Source organism: Lentzea sp. NEAU-D7, assembly GCF_026242055.1.
In the GTDB taxonomy this organism is placed as follows: domain Bacteria; phylum Actinomycetota; class Actinomycetes; order Mycobacteriales; family Pseudonocardiaceae; genus Lentzea.
The window spans coordinates 611,975-629,170 of the sequence record NZ_JAPJDL010000001.1; the positions used below are offsets into that span (position 1 = coordinate 611,975).

Annotated in this window: 19 protein-coding genes and 1 pseudogene; 6 read left to right on the forward strand and 14 right to left on the reverse strand. The window is 70.2% G+C overall.

Annotated elements, in window-relative coordinates:
* Positions 1-80: 80 nt before the first annotated feature.
* The 4 genes from ORI60_RS02380 to ORI60_RS02395 are packed head-to-tail and all read right to left on the reverse strand — an operon-like array spanning position 81 to position 3,556.
* A complete protein-coding gene (locus tag ORI60_RS02380) occupies positions 81-1,175 on the reverse strand; it encodes an NAD(P)-dependent alcohol dehydrogenase (protein WP_266033470.1) in 1,095 nt (364 codons plus the stop codon).
* Positions 1,172-1,960 (reverse strand): hypothetical protein, encoded by a 789-nt coding sequence (locus tag ORI60_RS02385; RefSeq protein WP_266033471.1) that lies wholly within the window; start codon positions 1,958-1,960, stop codon positions 1,172-1,174. The genes ORI60_RS02380 and ORI60_RS02385 overlap by 4 nt, the downstream gene beginning before the upstream one ends.
* Positions 1,957-2,802 (reverse strand): protein-ADP-ribose hydrolase, encoded by an 846-nt coding sequence (locus tag ORI60_RS02390; protein WP_266033472.1) that lies wholly within the window; start codon positions 2,800-2,802, stop codon positions 1,957-1,959. Before ORI60_RS02390 ends, ORI60_RS02385 begins: the two co-directional genes overlap by 4 nt.
* A gap of 1 nt (position 2,803) precedes the next feature.
* On the reverse strand, positions 2,804-3,556 hold the full coding sequence (locus ORI60_RS02395; RefSeq protein ID WP_266033473.1) for a nuclear transport factor 2 family protein: 753 nt from the start codon (positions 3,554-3,556) through the stop codon (positions 2,804-2,806).
* Between ORI60_RS02395 and ORI60_RS02400 the strand changes: the two genes are divergently transcribed.
* Positions 3,555-4,427, forward strand: coding sequence for an AraC family transcriptional regulator (locus tag ORI60_RS02400; RefSeq protein ID WP_266033475.1), 873 nt, complete (start codon positions 3,555-3,557; stop codon positions 4,425-4,427). The two genes, ORI60_RS02395 and ORI60_RS02400, sit on opposite strands and share 2 nt — an antisense overlap.
* Here the strand turns inward: ORI60_RS02400 and ORI60_RS02405 are convergent.
* The 8 genes from ORI60_RS02405 to ORI60_RS02440 form a co-directional block, all read right to left on the reverse strand.
* Positions 4,404-4,640 (reverse strand): hypothetical protein, encoded by a 237-nt coding sequence (locus ORI60_RS02405; protein ID WP_266033476.1) that lies wholly within the window; start codon positions 4,638-4,640, stop codon positions 4,404-4,406. The genes ORI60_RS02400 and ORI60_RS02405 overlap by 24 nt on opposite strands.
* Positions 4,640-5,512 (reverse strand): aminoglycoside phosphotransferase family protein, encoded by an 873-nt coding sequence (locus ORI60_RS02410; protein ID WP_266033479.1) that lies wholly within the window; start codon positions 5,510-5,512, stop codon positions 4,640-4,642. The genes ORI60_RS02405 and ORI60_RS02410 overlap by 1 nt, the downstream gene beginning before the upstream one ends.
* A gap of 61 nt (positions 5,513-5,573) precedes the next feature.
* The gene (locus tag ORI60_RS02415; protein ID WP_266033482.1) at positions 5,574-6,026 is read right to left on the reverse strand and encodes a winged helix-turn-helix domain-containing protein; all 453 of its coding nucleotides are present in this window, start codon (positions 6,024-6,026) and stop codon (positions 5,574-5,576) included.
* A gap of 11 nt (positions 6,027-6,037) precedes the next feature.
* A complete protein-coding gene (locus ORI60_RS02420; protein WP_266033484.1) occupies positions 6,038-6,970 on the reverse strand; it encodes an ABC transporter substrate-binding protein in 933 nt (310 codons plus the stop codon).
* A 12-nt stretch (positions 6,971-6,982) separates the two neighbouring features.
* Positions 6,983-7,705 (reverse strand): amino acid ABC transporter ATP-binding protein, encoded by a 723-nt coding sequence (locus ORI60_RS02425; RefSeq protein WP_266033486.1) that lies wholly within the window; start codon positions 7,703-7,705, stop codon positions 6,983-6,985.
* On the reverse strand, positions 7,702-8,574 hold the full coding sequence (locus ORI60_RS02430) for an amino acid ABC transporter permease (RefSeq protein ID WP_266033489.1): 873 nt from the start codon (positions 8,572-8,574) through the stop codon (positions 7,702-7,704). The genes ORI60_RS02425 and ORI60_RS02430 overlap by 4 nt, the downstream gene beginning before the upstream one ends.
* Positions 8,575-8,782: 208 nt before the next feature.
* Complete coding sequence (locus ORI60_RS02435) at positions 8,783-10,054, reverse strand: LLM class flavin-dependent oxidoreductase (RefSeq protein ID WP_266033492.1); 1,272 nt, start codon at positions 10,052-10,054, stop codon at positions 8,783-8,785.
* A 12-nt stretch (positions 10,055-10,066) separates the two neighbouring features.
* Positions 10,067-10,918 (reverse strand): LLM class flavin-dependent oxidoreductase, encoded by an 852-nt coding sequence (locus tag ORI60_RS02440; protein WP_266033495.1) that lies wholly within the window; start codon positions 10,916-10,918, stop codon positions 10,067-10,069.
* A gap of 196 nt (positions 10,919-11,114) precedes the next feature.
* On the opposite strand from ORI60_RS02440, the pseudogene ORI60_RS02445 reads away from it, so the two are divergent.
* From ORI60_RS02445 to ORI60_RS02460, 4 genes and pseudogenes are all read left to right on the forward strand, one after another.
* Positions 11,115-11,565, forward strand: a pseudogene (locus ORI60_RS02445) (MerR family DNA-binding transcriptional regulator); the annotation flags it as partial.
* Positions 11,556-11,867 (forward strand): thioredoxin, encoded by a 312-nt coding sequence (trxA, locus tag ORI60_RS02450; RefSeq protein WP_258948591.1) that lies wholly within the window; start codon positions 11,556-11,558, stop codon positions 11,865-11,867. The pseudogene ORI60_RS02445 and the gene trxA, both read left to right, overlap by 10 nt.
* 19 nt (positions 11,868-11,886) lie before the next feature.
* Positions 11,887-13,470, forward strand: a complete 1,584-nt coding sequence (locus tag ORI60_RS02455; RefSeq protein WP_266033501.1) for a Na+/H+ antiporter — start codon at positions 11,887-11,889, stop codon at positions 13,468-13,470.
* An 11-nt stretch (positions 13,471-13,481) separates the two neighbouring features.
* A complete protein-coding gene (locus ORI60_RS02460) occupies positions 13,482-14,519 on the forward strand; it encodes a gamma-glutamylcyclotransferase (protein WP_266033504.1) in 1,038 nt (345 codons plus the stop codon).
* On the opposite strand, the gene ORI60_RS02465 is transcribed toward ORI60_RS02460, so the two are convergent.
* A complete protein-coding gene (locus tag ORI60_RS02465) occupies positions 14,483-14,944 on the reverse strand; it encodes a cupin domain-containing protein (protein WP_266033506.1) in 462 nt (153 codons plus the stop codon). The two genes, ORI60_RS02460 and ORI60_RS02465, sit on opposite strands and share 37 nt — an antisense overlap.
* 85 nt (positions 14,945-15,029) lie before the next feature.
* Here ORI60_RS02465 and ORI60_RS02470 point away from each other — a divergent pair, with 85 nt between their 5' ends.
* Positions 15,030-15,593 carry a TetR/AcrR family transcriptional regulator gene (locus ORI60_RS02470; protein WP_266033509.1) on the forward strand — a complete coding sequence of 188 codons (564 nt, stop codon included), beginning with the start codon at positions 15,030-15,032 and terminating at the stop codon, positions 15,591-15,593.
* Here ORI60_RS02470 and ORI60_RS02475 read toward each other — a convergent pair.
* Entirely contained in the window at positions 15,590-17,170 is a 1,581-nt protein-coding gene (locus tag ORI60_RS02475) for a hypothetical protein (RefSeq protein ID WP_266033512.1), read from the reverse strand. The two genes, ORI60_RS02470 and ORI60_RS02475, sit on opposite strands and share 4 nt — an antisense overlap.
* Between the last annotated feature and the right edge of the window lie 26 nt (positions 17,171-17,196).

The window sequence follows — 17,196 nt, forward strand, 5'->3', positions numbered from 1 at the left end:
AAACTTTCTCATCTACGTAACCTGACGAATGGCCCCGGATGGCGGGGCCTCCTACTCCGGTTCGCGGATGGCGCGACGTGCTATGGCATCAGCAGCACCGGCTTGATCACCTCACCCGCCTCCGCCGCCCGCATCGCGTCCCCCACGGCGCCGAACGGGAAGTGCGTGACGAGCTCGTCGAACGGGAACCTCCCCTGCCGGTGGAGGTCGATCAGCGTCGTGATGAGCGCCGCGCTCCGCCCCTCCCCGCCGAGCACACCGACGACCCGCTTGCCCCACAGCGTGCTGAGGTGGTCCAGTTCGACGCGCGCCCCTGCCGGCGCTCCGCCGATGAGAGCGCACGTCCCGCGCATCCCCACCGAGTCCACGGCCTGACGGCAGACCGCCACGACTCCGGTGCACTCCAGACTGAAGTCGGCGGGCCCGGCGCAGATCTCGTGCACCGCCGCGACGGGCTCGTCCACGGTGACGTTCACCGTGTCGGTGGCGCCGAACCGCCGGGCGAGCGCGAGCCGGGACTCGTGCCGGTCGACCGCGATGATCCGGGTCGCCCCGCTGTTGAGCGCGGCCATGATGGCGGCGAGCCCGACCGTGCCGGCGCCGTAGACGACCACGGACGAACCGGAGTGCGGCTTCAGCACGTTCAGCACGGCGCCCGCACCGGTCGACAGTCCACACGCCATTGGGCCGAGCAGTTCCAGTGGCCCTTCGACCGGCACGAGACCGCGCCACGGGACGATCGCGTGCGTCGCGAACGACGACTGCCCGAAGAAGTGGCTCGCGAGCGGCGAGCCGTCGAGGCCGCGCAACGCGGTCGACCCGTCGTCGCGGCCGCCGCCCACGAGCAGGTCTCCCAGCCTGAGGCAGTACCGCGGCTGACCATCGAGGCAGTTGCGGCAGTCGCCGCACCAGGGCCAGCCCAGCACGACGTGATCTCCCTCGGCCACACCGGACACTCCCGGCCCGACCGCCTCGACGACGCCCGCGCCCTCGTGGCCGAGCACGCCCGGCAACGGGAACGGCAGGTCGCCGTGCCGGGTGATCGAGTCCGTGTGGCAGATCCCCGCCGCCACGACCCGGACCAGGACCTCGCCCTCCCGCGGTTCGTCGAGGAGCACCTCGCGCAGCTCGAACTCGCCGTGCCTCTCCCCCACGACGGCCGCCGTGATCCTCATGCCAGCACCTCCGCGACGTCCGCCCGCACGCTCAGGGCACGCCCGGCCAGGTCCGCCGGCACCTCGGCGTGCGCGGTGTTGATCCGCACCAGCCGCGCACCCGGCAGTGCACGCACCACCGACTCGACCGGGGAGCGGATGACTCCGGGCGTGCTGTACCCGGCGCCCATCTCGACGACGAGCACGCCGTCGTCCAGCCAGTCGCGCAGCCGTTGCCCGGCGGGCAGGTAGTGGTCCGGCACGTACTCGGGTCCTTTGTGCACGTTCAGGAACACCTCACCCCCGCAGCGCGGGCAGGACGGCACGGCCGTGACCTCGCCCGTCGCCGCATCGTAGGTGGCGAGCGCGGCCTCGACGATCGGCCTGCTCGGCCACGTCTCGCGCGTGCACGGCGTCTCGCACTGGTAGCGGCCGTAGTCCCCTTGAGGCGTCCAGACCCTCTCCGCGTCGAACCCGTTGCGCTCGAACAGCCCGTCCACGTTGGACGTGAACACGAAGTGGTCACGGGTGCCGACCACCTCCCGCAGCCGCGTGTACACGGGGTTCGGTTCCTCGCCGAACCGGATGTCGTCGACGTGCACGGACCAGTAGCCCCACAGCAGCCTGGGCGGCAGCGGCAGCCCGATCAACTGGTACCGCGCCCACAGCCCTTTCTCGTGCAGCACGGGGAACAACTCGGCGAACCGTTCGGAGTCCGAGTAGTCGTAGCCCGCCGCCGCCGACAGTCCCGCGCCCGCGGCGATCAGCACGCGGTCTGCCTCGTCCAGCCAGCGTTCCAGTGTCACGACAACTCCCGGTAGAGACCTTCGTCCTCGGCCTTGAACGCCACGAACACCACGCGGTCGAACCGGCCGGGGTGCGCGGCGAGCCAGTCCCGGACCGTGCCGGTGGCGATCCGCGCGGCCGGTCGCTTCGGGAAGCCGAAGATCCCCGTGCTGATGGCGCAGAACGCGATCGTGCGGATTCCTGGCACCTCGGCGGCGAGGTCGAGGCACGCCCGGTAGGAGTCGGCGAGTGCGCTCTCCTCGGCGGGCGACGGACTTCCGTGCACGATCGGTCCGACGGTGTGCAGCACGAACGACGCGGGCAGGTGGTAGCCGCGGGTGATCTTCGCGGTGCCGGTCGGTTCCGGTGTGCCCTGCAGCGACATGATCCGCCCGCAGTCGGCCCGCAGCCGCGGCCCGGCCACGGCGTGGATCGCGTTGTCGACGCAGGCGTGCAAGGGCTGGAAGCAGCCGAGCATCGCGTCGTTGGCGGCGTTGACGATCGCGTCGGCCGCCAGCCGCGTGATGTCGCCGCGCCACACCGCGATCGGTGCGGGCAGCGTCACCACATCGGCCGGCGGCGTGCGCTGACGTTCGCCGCCGAGCAGGGCGTCCAGCACGGCGACGAGTTCCGGGTCGAGCGGCGCGGGCCCGCGGATCGTCAGCACCGCCCGCAGCAGGCGCCGCCGTTCGCCGGCGTTCCCGGGCAGCGGGAACCCGCCGACCCACGGGTCGTCGCCGAGCATCCGCAGGGCGAGGCTCGTCAGCCGGTCGAGTTCGTGGGCGGGCGCGGGTGCACCGAGCGGGCGGAAGGACTCGTCCAGTGCGACCGCGTCCCGGTAGCCGGGCAGGGTGGCGAGCATGTCAGAACAGTCCGTTGGCGTGCGGCAGGGCGGCGGGGATCGGCGCGATGACGTCCCAGTGCTCGACGATCCTGCCGTCCTGGACGCGGAACAGGTCCCAGTACGCGACCGGCTCGCCGAACTCGCCTTCCGACTGCAGCAGCACGAGATCACCCTCGGCCACGACCTGGTGAACGGTCTTGTACACGAGGTTCTTGCCTTGCTGGGCCCAGTTCGCGGCGGCGGCGCCGAACCCGTCGAGCCCGTCCGCGGCCTCCGGGTTGTGCTGCAGGTAGGTCTCGGTGGAGATGTAGTCGGTCAGCACCGAGTAGTCGGCGTCCTGCAGGATCCGCTGGGCGAACTCCTTGACGAGCTGACGGCTGCGCTCGGTGTCCACATCGGCGGGCTGCGAGGCACCGTCCGTCTGGGACCGTCCACTCGCGGTGTTCTCGACGACGGGCGTGAGCGCGTCCCAGTGCTCGGCGAGCTTGCCGTCCCGCACGCGGAACAGGTCGAACGCGACCAGCGGCTCAGGCCCGAACCCGTGGTAGACCCCGTGCAGCGCAACTAGATCACCATCCGCGATCACCCGGGCCAGTTCGTAGCGGAAGCCCTCCGGCAGGGTCGCGACGAGGCCGCGCAGCGCCTCGGGTCCGTCCGCGACGAGCGAGCTGTGCTGGCGGTAGTCCGGTGCCACCCAGCGGTCCACGGCGGACGGGTCCTTGTCGCCGAACAGCTCGCCTGCGGCCTTGAGCACGATTTCCTTGTTGTCCATGGCTCACACAGTGCTCCACCGGCCGCGCCCGATCGAGGTAGGATCACGCCTCACCATGGTCAAAAGTGGACAGGTAGCGCAGTTCGGCTTCAGCAACCCAGACCGCGGGCAGCTGGGCCTGGAAGCACTCGACCTCGGCGTGCTCCGCCGCCGCCTCACCGGGGACACACTCACGAAGGTGCACCGCACCGACTTCCACCAGCTGTTCGTGTTCACCGCGGGCACCGCCACCACCATGGTCGATTTCGTGGACCACCCGTGCGCCTCCGGCACGCTGCTGCACATCAGCCCGGGCCGAGTGCTCCGCCTGCCCACGGGCTCGGCCGAGGCACTCATGGTGCTTTTCACCCCCGCGTTCCCACCACCGGTCCTCAGCCCGTTCGGCCCGGTGCTGCACACGGTGCCCAAGGCGGAGCTGGCGGTCTTCAGCCGCGCCGTGCAGGACGTGCGGCAGGAGTACCGCCGCAACCTGCTGACCAACGAGCCGGTAGACCTGCTGCGCCAGCTGCTGGGCGCGCTGCTCCTGCGCATCGCCCGGCTGCCGGGCGACACCCCCAGGCACGACCCCCGCTTCGAGCGCTTCCAGCAAGAGCTGGAACGCTCGTTCGCCACCACCCGCAACGCCGCCGAGTACGCGGCCAGGATCGGTTACTCGACGCGCAGCCTCAACCGCATCTGCCTGGCCGCGACCGGGCAGTCCGCGAAGGCGTTGATCGACGCCCGCGTGACGCTGGAGGCCAAGCGGCTGCTCGTGCACACCGGCCTGTCGTCGGCGGCGATCGGGCACCGGCTCGGGTTCAGCGAGGCCACGAACTTCACGAAGTTCTTCGTCCGCGAGACGGGTGTGTCACCCGGCGCGTTCCGCGAGTAGCTGGGCCGGGGCGTGGCGGGTGATACCCGCGACCGAGTTCGAGGGCTCAGCCCCGCGGACGCGTTCGTCGAGGAAAACCCACGCGGTCATGAGACCGCCGACGGCCGCGCCGGCAAGCCCGGCTGGGTGGCGATGTCTCCACGACCGGTGCGCGGGCACGACGGCACCGGCCAGGCCACCTACCGCCTCGGTGACGAACTCGCCGACCAGCATCAGCCGTCCCACCCGGGACACAGCTGGTCGAGCGTCCGACGGGCGATGCCCGCGAGGAACAGGTTGGTGTCGCGGTAGTACGGCAGCGCGAGCACGGCGAGGTGCAGCGCCCAGCCCTTCGCACGCGCCCAGGCGGCGTCGTCGTACTCGCTCATCTCGCGCTGGAACGCCTTGCGACCTCGTTCGTCGAGGTACAACCAGGCCGTCATGAGGTCCGCTGCCGGGTCGCCGACGCCGGCGCTGCCCCAGTCGATCACACCGGTCAGCTCACCGCCGGCGAAGAGCAGGTTGCCGACGTGCAGGTCGGCGTGCAGCCACCGGCCGGGCCGATCCCAGCGCGGGGCTTCGAGGCCGTCCTCCCAGATCGCGACCAGCCCGGGGTCACCGCCGACCTGCGCGATGCAGGAGCGGACGGCGTCGTCGTTGTCGTGGGCGTCGAGGCGACCGCGACCGGCGGTCCACGGCCGGTCTGTGGCGTCCACCTCGTGCAGCGCGCGGATCAGGGCTGCGAGCCGGTGCGGCGTGTCCTCGGACACTTCCTCGACCGGGGCCATCTCACCCTCGACCCAGCGCACCACCGACCACTGGTACGGGTAGTCCGGCGCGGGCTCGCCCAGCGCCAGCGGTTCCGGCACGGCGACCGGCAGGTACGGCGCGACCAGAGGGAGGACGACCGCTTCCTTGGAAGGGTCGTCCCTCGCCCACTCGCGGCGCGGCAGCCGCACCGCCAGGTCGTCGCCCAGCCGGTACAGGGCGTGGCTCGTACCGCCGTGCACGACCTCGGTGATCGGCAGACCGTGCCAGCGCGGGAACTGCGTGCGAACCAGTTCGTCCACAAGGGACACGTCGGTGGCGGTCTCGCCGTCGAGCATCGATCAACTCCCCCGGATGAGCCTCCCATGCAACACCGCGCCCAGGGCCGGGGCAACTCGTTTACCCGGCACGCCGGTCCGCGAGGCGTACCACGTTCGGCGACCGCTCCACCCGGAACCGGCCGCTCGACGCGACCAGGTACCCGACGCCGCGGACGGTCTGGACGATCTCCGCCGCGTCAGCGAGCTTCTGGCGCACCCGCCGGACGTGCACGTCGACCGTGCGGCCACCGCTGTAGTCGTCGTCGACGCCCCACACGGCCGACAGCAGCTCACGCCGGCGGTGCACCCGGTCGGTGTGGGAGCACAGGTGGAGCAGCAGTTCGAACTCGAGCCGCGTCAGCTCGACGGGCTTGTCGTGCACCAGCACCTGCCGCGTGTCCGGCAGGATCCGGACGTCCACCTCCTCGACCGCGGCCTCGACCGCCGGCACCAGGCCCGCGTCGGTCAGCGCGCCGAGCAGCCGCAGCGCGGTGTTCTCGTCCTCGGTGTCGATGGTGATGCTGAACCTCATGTCGCACCTCCTCAGCTCTTGGGCAGGCCCTGCGGGTTGATCTCGGACGCCGGCACGGCCTCGTCGGACAGGCCCCAGCGCTTCAGCACCTCGGCGTACTTGCCGTTGGCGATCAACTGGTTCAGGGCCTCCTGGACGGGAGTCACGAGCCCGCTGTCCTTCTTCGTCGTCGCGGCGATCTTGCCTTGGACCGCGGCGCCACCGGAGAAGTTGCCGATCACCTCGGTCTGCCCGGACGTCGCCGCGTGGTAGGCCGACGTGGGGTTCGGGCCGAGGTAGGCGTCGATGCGGCCGGACTGCAGCGCCAGGTAGTAGTCCGACGAGTTCTGGAAGTACTTGATGTCGGTGGCCGGCAGGCCGGCGGCGACGTTGCGGGTGCTCCAGTCGAGAAGGATCTTCTCCTGGTTGGTGCCCGACGTCACGGCGATCACCTTGCCCGCCACGTCCTTGGGCTCCTTCACCTTCCAGGTGCCGCCCTTCTTGGCCTCGAACGCCAGCGTGTCCAGGCGGTAGGTGGCGAAGTCGTACTTCTCCTTGCGCGCCTCGGTCACCGTGATGTTCGACAGGCCGAGGTCGTAGGCACCGCTGTCCAGACCGACGAACAGGTTCTCCCACGACGCGACCTCGAGACGGGGCTTCAAGCCCAGCACGTCGGCGACCAGCGTGGCGATGTCGGTCTCGACACCGATCACGGTCTTGTCATCGGTGGCGTAGAACCGCAGAGGTGGCGCTGTGCCGGCGGATCCGCCGATCACCAGCTCCCCCTTCGTTCTGAACCTCTCCGGCACCTTCGCCGCGATCTTGTCGTCCTTCACCGCGGTCACGCGGTTCTGCTGCGGGCTGAGGTTCACGCTCAGGCCCGAGACCTCGGCGGGCTCCTCACCACCGGCCGTGCCGCAGGCAGCCAGACCGAACGCCAGCACGGCGAGAAGTACTTTGCGCACAACGAACTCCTTCTACAGAACCTTGGACAGGAAAGCGCGGGTGCGCTCGTGGACCGGGTGGTCGAGCACCTCGCCGGGTGATCCCTGCTCGACGATCACGCCGTCGTCGATGAACACGATCCGGTCGGCCACCTCGCGGGCGAAGCCGATCTCGTGCGTGACGACGACCATCGTGGTGCCGGAACGGGCGAGGTCGCGCAGCACGTCCAGCACCTCGCCGACCAGTTCGGGGTCCAGCGCGGACGTCGGTTCGTCGAACAGCACGACCTTCGGCCGCGTGGCGAGGGCCCTGGCGATGGCGACGCGTTGCTGCTGGCCGCCGGAGAGCTGCCGCGGGTACGCGTCCGCCTTGTCGGCGAGCCCCACACGCTCCAGGAAGTGCCGTGCGTCGGAGAGCGCCGCCACCTCCGCGACGTTCTCCAGCGCGGTGAGGTGCGGGAACAGGTTGAAGTTCTGGAAGACGAACCCGATGTCCTTGCGCTGCTTGAGGATCTCGCTTTCCTTGAGCTCGTGCAGCTTCCCGCCGCGGCGCCGGTAGCCGATCAGCTCGCCGTCGATCGTGATGTACCCGCGGTCGACCTTCTCCAGGTGGTTGATGGCGCGCAGCAACGTCGACTTGCCGGAGCCGGACGGCCCGAGCACCACCACGACCTCGCCGGCCGCGACCTCGAGCGACACCCCGCGCAGCACTTCGAGCGCACCGAAGCTCTTGTGCACGCCCAGAACCTCGATCACCTGCGGTCTCCTCGCGCGAAGTAGCGCTCGACGTAGTGCTGGCCGATCGAGAGCAGGGTGGTCAGGATGATGTACCAGACGGTCGCGACCATCAGCAGCGCCACGACCCGGGCGTTGCGGCCGTAGATGACCTGAACCTGGTAGAAGAGCTCGCCGATGGCCATCACGGAGACGACCGACGTGCCCTTGAACAGGCTGATCACCTCGTTGGCCGCGTTGGGCAGGATCGACCGCATCGCCTGGGGCAGCACGATCCTGCGGAACTGCCGGAACCTCGGGATGCCCAGTGCGGCCGCCGCCTCCAGCTGCCCGCGGTCCACCGAGATCACGCCGGAGCGGACGATCTCCGCCGCGTAGGCCGCCTGGTGCAACGCGAGCCCCAGCACGGCCGCGCCCATGGGGCTGATCAGCGCGATCGTCTCGAAGCTGACGAACTCCGGCCCGAACGGAACGCCGAGCGAAAGCCGCTGGTACAGGTAGGAGATGTTGAACCAGAACAGCAACTGCACGATCAGCGGGATCGACCGGAACGCCCAGATGTAGGTCCAGCCCACAGCGCTCAGGAACGGGCTCTTCGACATCCGCAGCACTGCCACGACGATCCCGAGCGCGAACCCCAGCACGGTGCCGAGCACGGTCAGCACGATGGTCGTGCCCACAGCGGTCAGGATCGACTGAGCGGTGAAGTAGCGGGCGAACGTCGGCCAGTCCCACGCGGGGTTCGTGACCAGGCCGTGCACGAACTGCGCGGCGAGCACCAGCACGAACGCGACGCCGACCCAGCGCCACGGGTGGCGGGCGGGCACGACGGGCAGAGAGGGCAGATCATCGTCCTTTGTGGACACAAGCGTCAGCGTGCCAGAGGTCATGGCGAGTCCTTGCCGCGGCGGGGAACGTGAGACGAGCGGGAAGTGTCAGCTCGTACAGGCGGTGCGACAGCGGGAGGACAGGACCAAAGCGGCAGCGCCTTTCATCCTGTCCTCCCTTCCCTGCGCTCTTGAGGAGAGCACTCACTCAACGACGCTCACGTTAGGTACCGGTGAACCGGCCGGGCAAGGACGTCCACGTGCTGAACAACTATCGGACACCGAGATGATCCCTCAGCGCCGGACCTGTGTAGTCGGCCCGGAAAACGCCGCGCTCCTGCAGCAACGGCACGACGGTGTCCGCGAACTCGTCGAGCCCGCCCGGCGTCACGTGCGGTACGAGGATGAACCCGTCGGCCGCGTCCTGCTGCACGAGGTCGTCGATCTGCGTGGCGACGCTGTCCGCCGGCCCGACGAACGTCTGCCGGGCGCTCACGTCGATCACGAGGTCGCGGATGGACAGGTTCTTGGCGGCGGCCTTCTCCCGCCACTCCCGCGCGGTCTGCACCGGGTCCTTGAACATCCGCACGCTCGCGCGGCCCTTCGCGATGGTGTTCTCGCCGGTCAGCGGCTCGACGTCGGGCAGCGGCCCGTCCGGGTCGTAGCCGCTCAGGTCCCGGTTCCACACCTGCTCCAGGAACCGGATGGCGGTCGCGCCGCTGACCTGCTGCCGCCGCACCACAGCGGCCTTCTCCTGCGCGTCCGCGTCCGTGTCGCCGAGGACGAACGTGGCCGCGGGCAGCACCACCAGCTGGTCGTGCGTGCGGCCGTACTTGGCCAGACGGCTCTTCACGTCGCTGTAGAACTTCTGGCCCGCCTCCAGGGTCGCGTGCCGTGAGAAGATCGCGTCGGCGGTGGCGGCGGCGAACTCGCGGCCCTCCTCGGAGTCCCCCGCCTGCAGGATCACCGGACGCCCTTGCGGCGAGCGAGGAACGCCGAACGTGCCGCTGATGTCGAAGTGCTGGTCGGTGTGCTCGAACGGCCCCACCCCGGTGTCGAACAGCTTCCACGCGGTGCGCAGGAACGACTCCGCGCGCGTGTACCGGTCCTCCTGCTTGAGGAACCCACCGCGCCGGAAGTTCTCACCGGTGAACGCGTCCCACGAGGTGACGACGTTCCAGGCGGCACGACCGTCCGACAGGTGGTCGAGCGAGGCGAACTGCCGCGCCACCTCGTAGGGTTCGTTGAAGGTGGAGTTGATCGTGCCCGCCAGGCCGAGCCTGTCGGTGACGGCGGCCAGCGCGGCGAGCACGGTGAACGTGTCCGGCCGGCCGACGACGTCCAGGTCGTAGATCTCGCCGCCCTGCTCGCGCAGCCGCAACCCCTCGGCCAGGAAGAAGAAGTCGAACTTCGCCCGTTCGGCCGTCTGTGCCAAGTGGACGAAGGACGCGAACTCGATGTGGCTGCCCGCCTGGGGATCGCTCCAGACGGTCGTGTTGTTCACGCCGGGGAAGTGCGCGGCGAGGTGGATCTGCTTGGGCATCTCGCGTTCCTCCTAGGCGAACTGGTTGGCCGGCCGGGCGAGGCCGAGGTGGCCGCGCAACGTCGTGTGCTCGTACTCGGTGCGGAACAGTCCGCGCCGCCTCAGTTCCGGCACGACCTCGCGGGTGATCAGCCGGAGGTCACCGTGCAGCCGGAAGCCGGCGAAACCCTCGTCGTGCCAGGCGACCAGCTCCTCGATCGGAGTTGACGCCTCGACGTCTCGGAACACGAGCCTCTCCGATGCCGACACTTCGTCCGCGAACACGATGTCGCCCAACGGCTCCGAGGCCGCGATCAGCGGGTGCCCCTGCGGCGGGCGCGGTGTGATCGACGGTCCGCGCACCTTGAACCACCGGCCCTCGAAGTCGATGTGGTGCAGCTTCTCGCGGTCGATGAACCGCCCGGTGGCCACGTCGCGGATCTCCGCGTCGTCCTCCCAGCTGTCCCACAACCGGCGCAGCACCTCCGCGTAGTCCGCGGCCTCCTCCCACAGCTCGGACTCCGGTCCGGCCGAACGGCGCCCGAAGTGCCTGGCGTCAGCGGGATCGGGTGCGACGGCCAGCTGGACGCCCGCCCGTCCCCCGCTCACGTGGTCGAGCGTCGCGATCGCCTTCGACAGGTGGAACGGCTCGGTGTGCGTCACCACCGCCGTCGGCACCAGGCCGACGTGCGTGGTCAGCGGGGCGATGCGCGCGGCCGTGAGCACCGCGTCCAGGCCCGGCCGGCCGCCGAGCGAGTCGTCGAACGTGACGAAGTCGAGCTTGGCTTCCTCGGCCTCGCGCACGAGTTCGGCCCAATGCCTAGCGTTGAAGGCTTCTTCGCCGGTCGCGTGGAGCGCGGCGGCCAGGTGCAGTCGTGTGCCCACTGGTCCCCCTCTCGTCGTTTACCCGCATTCTGCGAGCGTTGAGGGGCCTCACGCCGGGGCGGCCACTGGGTGGGACTCCTGGCCGGAGCGGGAATATTTTCCTGGTTGCGGATCGCGGTGCGGCGATTGGCAGGGCGCTCCCAGCCGAAGTGTTGCGTTGACGTGAGCGTCAAGGTTTAGCGTTCGGTCCATGAGGATCGGCGAACTGGCCAAGCGAGCCGGCACCACGACCCGTGCGCTGCGCTTCTACGAGTCCGAAGGGCTCCTCGAAGCGCCCCCCCCCCCCCCCCCCGACCCCCCCGGCGACGACGACCCCCACCCCCCCCCCGGGCCCCCCCCCCCCCCCCCCCACGCCCAACGGCTACCGCGAGTACGACGAGCACCACCTGCGGCTGGTCCGCGAGATCCAGTCGCTGCAGGCGGTCGGGCTGTCCCTGGAGGACACCCGGCCGTTCGTCGCGTGCCTGCGCGCGGGGCACGAGTCGGGTGACTCGTGCCCGGACTCGCGGGAGGTCTACCGGCGCAAGCTCGCCGAGGTGGACGCCTGCCTGGACCGGCTCAACACCGTCCGGGAGTTCCTGCTGGCCAGACTCGCCTTCCAGGACCCGTGCCTCGTGCCCGAACCCAAGGAGTTCCAGTGCAGCAGCTGACCGACGCCACGTTCTCGGACCAGACCCGGACGGGCACCGTCCTCGTGGAGTTCTGGGCGCAGTGGTGCGGGCCGTGCCACATGCTCACGCCCGTGCTGGAGGAGATCGACCGCGAGCGGGACGACCTGACCGTCGTCAAGATCAACGCCGACGAGAACACCGCCACCGCCCGCGACCACCAGGTCATGTCGCTGCCGACGATGTTGCTGTTCCGCGACGGCGTGCCGATCAGGCAGATCGTGGGAGCGCGTCCCAAGTCCCGCCTGCTGGCCGAGCTGGATGACGCGCTGAGCGCCTGATCGGCCTATCTTCTAGCGCATGCTCGGTCTCGAACTCGTAGTGGTGCTGGGTGTGTGCATCCTCGCGAGCAGCATGGTGTCCGGCCGGTTGCGCGTCGCCGCCCCGGTGCTGCTGGTGGTGTGCGGCGGGGTGCTCGGCTTCGTGCCCGCCCTGCAAGAGGTCAGCCTCCCGCCGGAGGCGATGTTGCTGATCTTCCTGCCGGCTTTGCTGTACTGGGAGAGCCTCAACACCTCGTTGCGGGAGATCCGCAGCAACCTGCGCCCGATCGTGCTGCTCAGCACGCTGCTCGTGCTCGCCACCGCCGCGGCCGTCGCCTCCGTCGCCCACGCGCTGGGCCTCGGCTGGGGTCCGGCGTGGGTGCTCGGCGCGGCTCTCGCACCCACCGACGCGACCGCCGTCGCGGCGATCGCCCGTGGAATGCCGCGCCGCACGACGACGATCCTGCGCGCGGAGTCGTTGATCAACGACGGCACGGCTCTCGTGATCTACGCGATCGCGGTCGCCATCACGGCCGGTGAGCAGCAGTTCAGCACCGGGCGGGTCGGCCTGCAGCTGGTGCTGTCGTACGCGGGCGGCGCGGTGGCCGGGTTGGTCGTCGCGTGGCTCGCGGTGCAGGTGCGCAAGCGGCTCGACAGCCCGTTGCACGAGAGCGTGGTCAGCATCCTGACCCCGTTCGCGGCGTTCCTGCTGGCCGAGACCGTGCACGGCTCCGGCGTGATCGCCGTGGTGACGTGCGGCCTGACGCTGGCGCGGGTCGGGCCGCGCATCGTGCGTGCCGACACCCGCCAGGTGAGCTACGCGTTCTGGGGCATCGCCACGTTCGTGCTCAACGGTGCCCTGTTCGTCCTGATCGGGCTCCAGGCGCACAGCGCGATCCGGTCGCTGGACGGCTCGGAGACCCTGGCGACGTTCGGCGCCATCGGGCTGGTGGCGCTGACGGTGACGGGCACGCGCCTGCTGTGGAGCTACACGACTCCCTATGTGATCCGGGCCCTCGACCGCCGTCCCCAGCAACGGCTGCGGCGCGTCGGTGCCCGCCAGCGGCTGGTGTCGTCGGCCGCCGGGTTCCGCGGCGCGGTGTCGCTGGCCGCCGCGCTGGCCGTGCCCGAGACGGTGGTGGGTGGCGGGCCGTTCCCGTTCCGCGACGAGATCATCCTGATCACGTCCGGCGTCGTGGTGCTGACGCTGATCGTGCAGGCGGTGCTGCTGCCCTCGATCATCCGGTTCTCGCAACTGCCCGAGGACACGGCACTGGACGAGGAGCTCAGGCTGGCCCAGTCGACGGCCTCGGAGGAGGCCTACGAGGCTCTGCCCCGTCTCGCTGACAAGGTGGGCGTCTCCGACGTCGTCTACAAGCGGGTGCTCGCCGAGTACGAACACCACCTGCAGGTCGTGCGGGCCAAGGAGGCCGGCGACGAGCAGGTGGCGCAGTCCGAGGTCGAGTACGCGGCGCTGCGGCTGGAGCTGATCGCGCACAAGCGGGCGACCGTGGTGCGGTTGCGCGACGAGGCCGCCATCGACGACATCGTGCTGCGGACGATCCAGCGCAAGCTCGACGTCGAGGAAGTCAGGCTTTCCAGGCGCGAGGTCGAGGAAGACTAGAGTTCGGCCCCGTGATCACTCCTCGGGAGCGCGTGCTGGGCCGGATCGCCGACCACCTCGCCGGGCTCGGGCGTCCGCTGCGGGTGGCGGTGGACGGGATCACCGCGTCGGGCAAGACGACGCTGGCCCGCGAGCTGACCGCGGCCGTCGCCGCGCGGGGCCGGTCCGCCGCGCACCTGTCGATGGACGGGTTCCACCAGCCCCGCGCCGTGCGGCACCGGCAGGGCCGCGACTCGGCGGACGGCTACTACCTGGACGCCTACGACTTCGACGCGTTCTCACGGCTGGTGCTGGAACCGCTCGGGCCCGGCGGAGACCGCCGGTACCGCGAGCGGATCATCGACCTGCGTTCGGACACTCCCCTGGACGAGCCACCGGTCACCGCGCCGGACGACCTGGTCCTGGTGGTGGACGGGAGCTTCCTGCAGCGGGAGCTGAAGTGGGACGAGGTCGTCTTCGTCGACACGCCGTTCGAGGTGGCCTTCGAACGCGGCACCCGGCGTGACACCGAGCTGCTGGGCGGGCTGGAGCAGGCGCGGCGGGCCTTCGAGCAGCGGTACCACGCCGCGAGCCGCCGTTACCTGGACGAGGTCGAGCCGGCCGGAAGGGCTTCGGTCGTGATCGGCAACTCCGACGTCGCCCGTCCCGTGCTGCGGCGGATCGGCGGTGCGGCGGACGCCGTCGTGAACCTCTTCTCCTACGGGACGTTGCAGACGCCACCGGTCCAGGTCGAGCACTTCGGGCGGACGCTGACCGGCAGGCAGGACGTGCTGCCCGGCTACCGGCAGGACTGGGTGACGATCACCGACCCCGCCGTGATCGCGGTCAGCGGAACGGACCGGCACCCGATCCTGCGGCACACCGGCGACCCCGCCGACGCGACCGCGGGGACCGTGCTGGAAGTGACGACCGCGGAGCTGGCGGCGGCGGACCTCTACGAGGTGGACGACTACCGGCGAGCACTCGTGCGGCTCGCTTCGGGAATCGAGGCCTGGGTGTACCTGGCGGTCGGTCACGGCGCGAACTCGGTGGACGGTTCGGTCGCGTAGTTCTGCCAGATCGGCACCATGGTCTCGCGGTTCAGGGGCCGCCCGGACTCGACCATCGCCTTGAGGTCGCGGAAGTACTGCACGTAGAGGTCCGGCGTGAAGGTGGTCAGCATGACCGCCGGATCGTCGCCCGGGTTGGCGAAGGTGTGCGGTGCCCCCGGCGGGACCGTGACCCACGAACCCGCTTCGACGTCGTGGTCGTCCTGCCCGATGGTGAACCGCACGGTGCCCGTGAGCACGTAGAAGCCCTCGTCGTGCTGCGCGTGGCGGTGTTGCGGAGGACCGGGGGTGTGCGGCGGGATGACGACCTCGCCGATTCCCAGGCGGTGAGCGGTGTTGCTGCCGTCCTCGAGGATCCGGATCTGCGACGGACCGCTCGCGATGAGTTCGCCCTCGCCGGGACGGACGATCGACACCTCGGCCATGAGAAAGCCTCCTGATGTGATTGCAGCTTGTGCAATCACCGTAGCACCAGTGACTGCACATTGTGCAATCGCTAGTCTCAGGACCATGCCGCGATGGAAACCGGACGCAGCCGAGCGCCTGCAGACCGCCGCGCTGGAGCTCTTCGACCAGCAGGGGTTCGAGCGCACGACGGTCGCCGAGATCGTCCAGCGGGCGGAGCTCACCCAGCGGACGTTCTTCAACCACTTCGCGGACAAGCGCGAGGTGCTGTTCAGGCTGAGCTCACGGCTCCAGGAGGAGATCGTCCGCGAGATCGCGGCCGGCGACGACGCCTTGCCGCCGCTCGACGCCGTCGTGCGCGCGCTGGAGGTCGTGGCCGACAAGATGTTCGAGGACCACCGCGCCGTGGTGGCGCGCCGTCACGCCGTCATCGCCGCCAACCCGGAGTTGCTGGAGCGCGAGCTCGGCAAGAACGCCGCGCTCACCGAGGCCATCGCGGCCGCGTTGCAGGCGCGGTGCGGTGATCCCGAGACCGCGTTCCTCGCCGCCGGTGCCGCCATGCTCGCGCAGCAGGCGGCGTTCCGGCAGTGGACGCGACCGGGCGAGACCCGGACCTTGCGTGATCTCCTGCTGGACGCGGTGCGCTCTCTGCGCACGACTGTCGGCTAGCTGACCAGGGAGAGACCCCGGCGGACCGGCTCCGGGGCGGTAGCGGCGGGTGCGGCCGAGGGGACCTCGACCTCCTCGCCCCCGATCTCCCGGGTGATCCACGCGCCGGACTCCACCAGGACCTTCAGCGTCCGGGTGTCCAGGGCGTTGACGCGGCCGTAGTACCACTCGTCGGTGGCCAGTGGGCCCATGCGGTCGCCCATGCGCTTCTTGATGTCGAGAACGCGCTCGAACAGCGTCTTGACCAGCGCGGCACGGTCGGCGGGACCCTGGAGGCCCTCCCGGATGCGGTCCTCGATGCCGCGCGGGGTGCCTTCGGAGTCGGGCATGAGCATGGTGGTCCACGCACGCGACTTCTCGCGGTACTGGAGCTGCTGCATGATGCCCTCGTGCTGCGCGAAGTCAGCGGCGCGGAAAGCCTTGCCGCGCCAGCGCTTCTGCAGGTTCACGGCGAGCGAGAGGGCGCTCTTGAGGCCGGTGTTGAGGCCGCGGCCAGGCCAGAAGTGCAGCGAGTTCGCGGCGTCGCCGAGCAGGAAGCCGAACGTGGACGGCGCGAGCTGCGCGGTGAACTTCGACATCTGCTGCATGCCGAGCGTGAACGAGTTGATGCCGACGACGTCCGCCACGCCGACGCCGAAGAAGCGCAGGCCGTCGAGGATCCGGGGCCACAGGTAGGAGAGCTTGTCGACCGAGGGCTTGAACACCGCGCGGTGCCGGTCGCAGACGAAACGGCCGTTCGAGGCGGGACGCATGGTGCAGCCGAACTTGCCGATGCACGAGACGGGGCCGCTCTCGCCCAGGGCGACGATCTCCGACGCCTCCTCGGCGGTGAGGCGCATGTTGATGAAGCCGCCGCCGAGCGAGTTGAAGAGGAACCTGTTCTGCGCCACGGTCAGCGGGACGGTGTGCTCGTCGGGCGACTTCGCGGTGACGCGGATGCCGAGGACGCGCTCGTCCAGCGGCGAACCGTCCACGGAGAACAGTTCCCGGCTCGGGGTGCCGAACTGGGACGAGAACGCCGCGCGGGTGGCGGAGCGGGCGCCGTCGGCGATCGCGAGCACGTGCAGGCCGTCGAAGCGGGCGGGAGGCGTGTAGGCGCCGGGGACGACCTCGATGCCGTAGACGTCCTGGGCCATGTCGAGCAGGCAGTCCTCGATCCAGCGGATCTTGATGTTGCGCGGACGGCCCTTGGACGCCGGGGAGTCCGGGCCGAGCGGCCACATCTCGGAGAACTTGCCGGGCGCGAACAACCGCTCCTGCACGGCGACGGGCAGGGAGGCCCAGACGTTGCTCTGCAGCGTCACGACCTGCTCGCGGCGGTTGTTGCCCTCGGCCAGGCCCTTCCACACGACGCGGTTGCCCTGGCGCATCCAGCGGCGGTCGTGCACGCGGACCGAGACCTGCTCCCCCAGCAACGACTTGATCGTGCACGCGAAGGCGAGGCCGACCGGGCCGCCACCCGCCACGTCCACCCGCAGCGGAGCGGTCTGACGCAGCGGCACGACCCGGCTGCCCTGCTTCGGCAGCATGACCGTCGGACCGCACTTACCGATCAGCACCGTCTTCTCGTCCGCCATGACCCATCCCCCTCGATCCCGTTCGA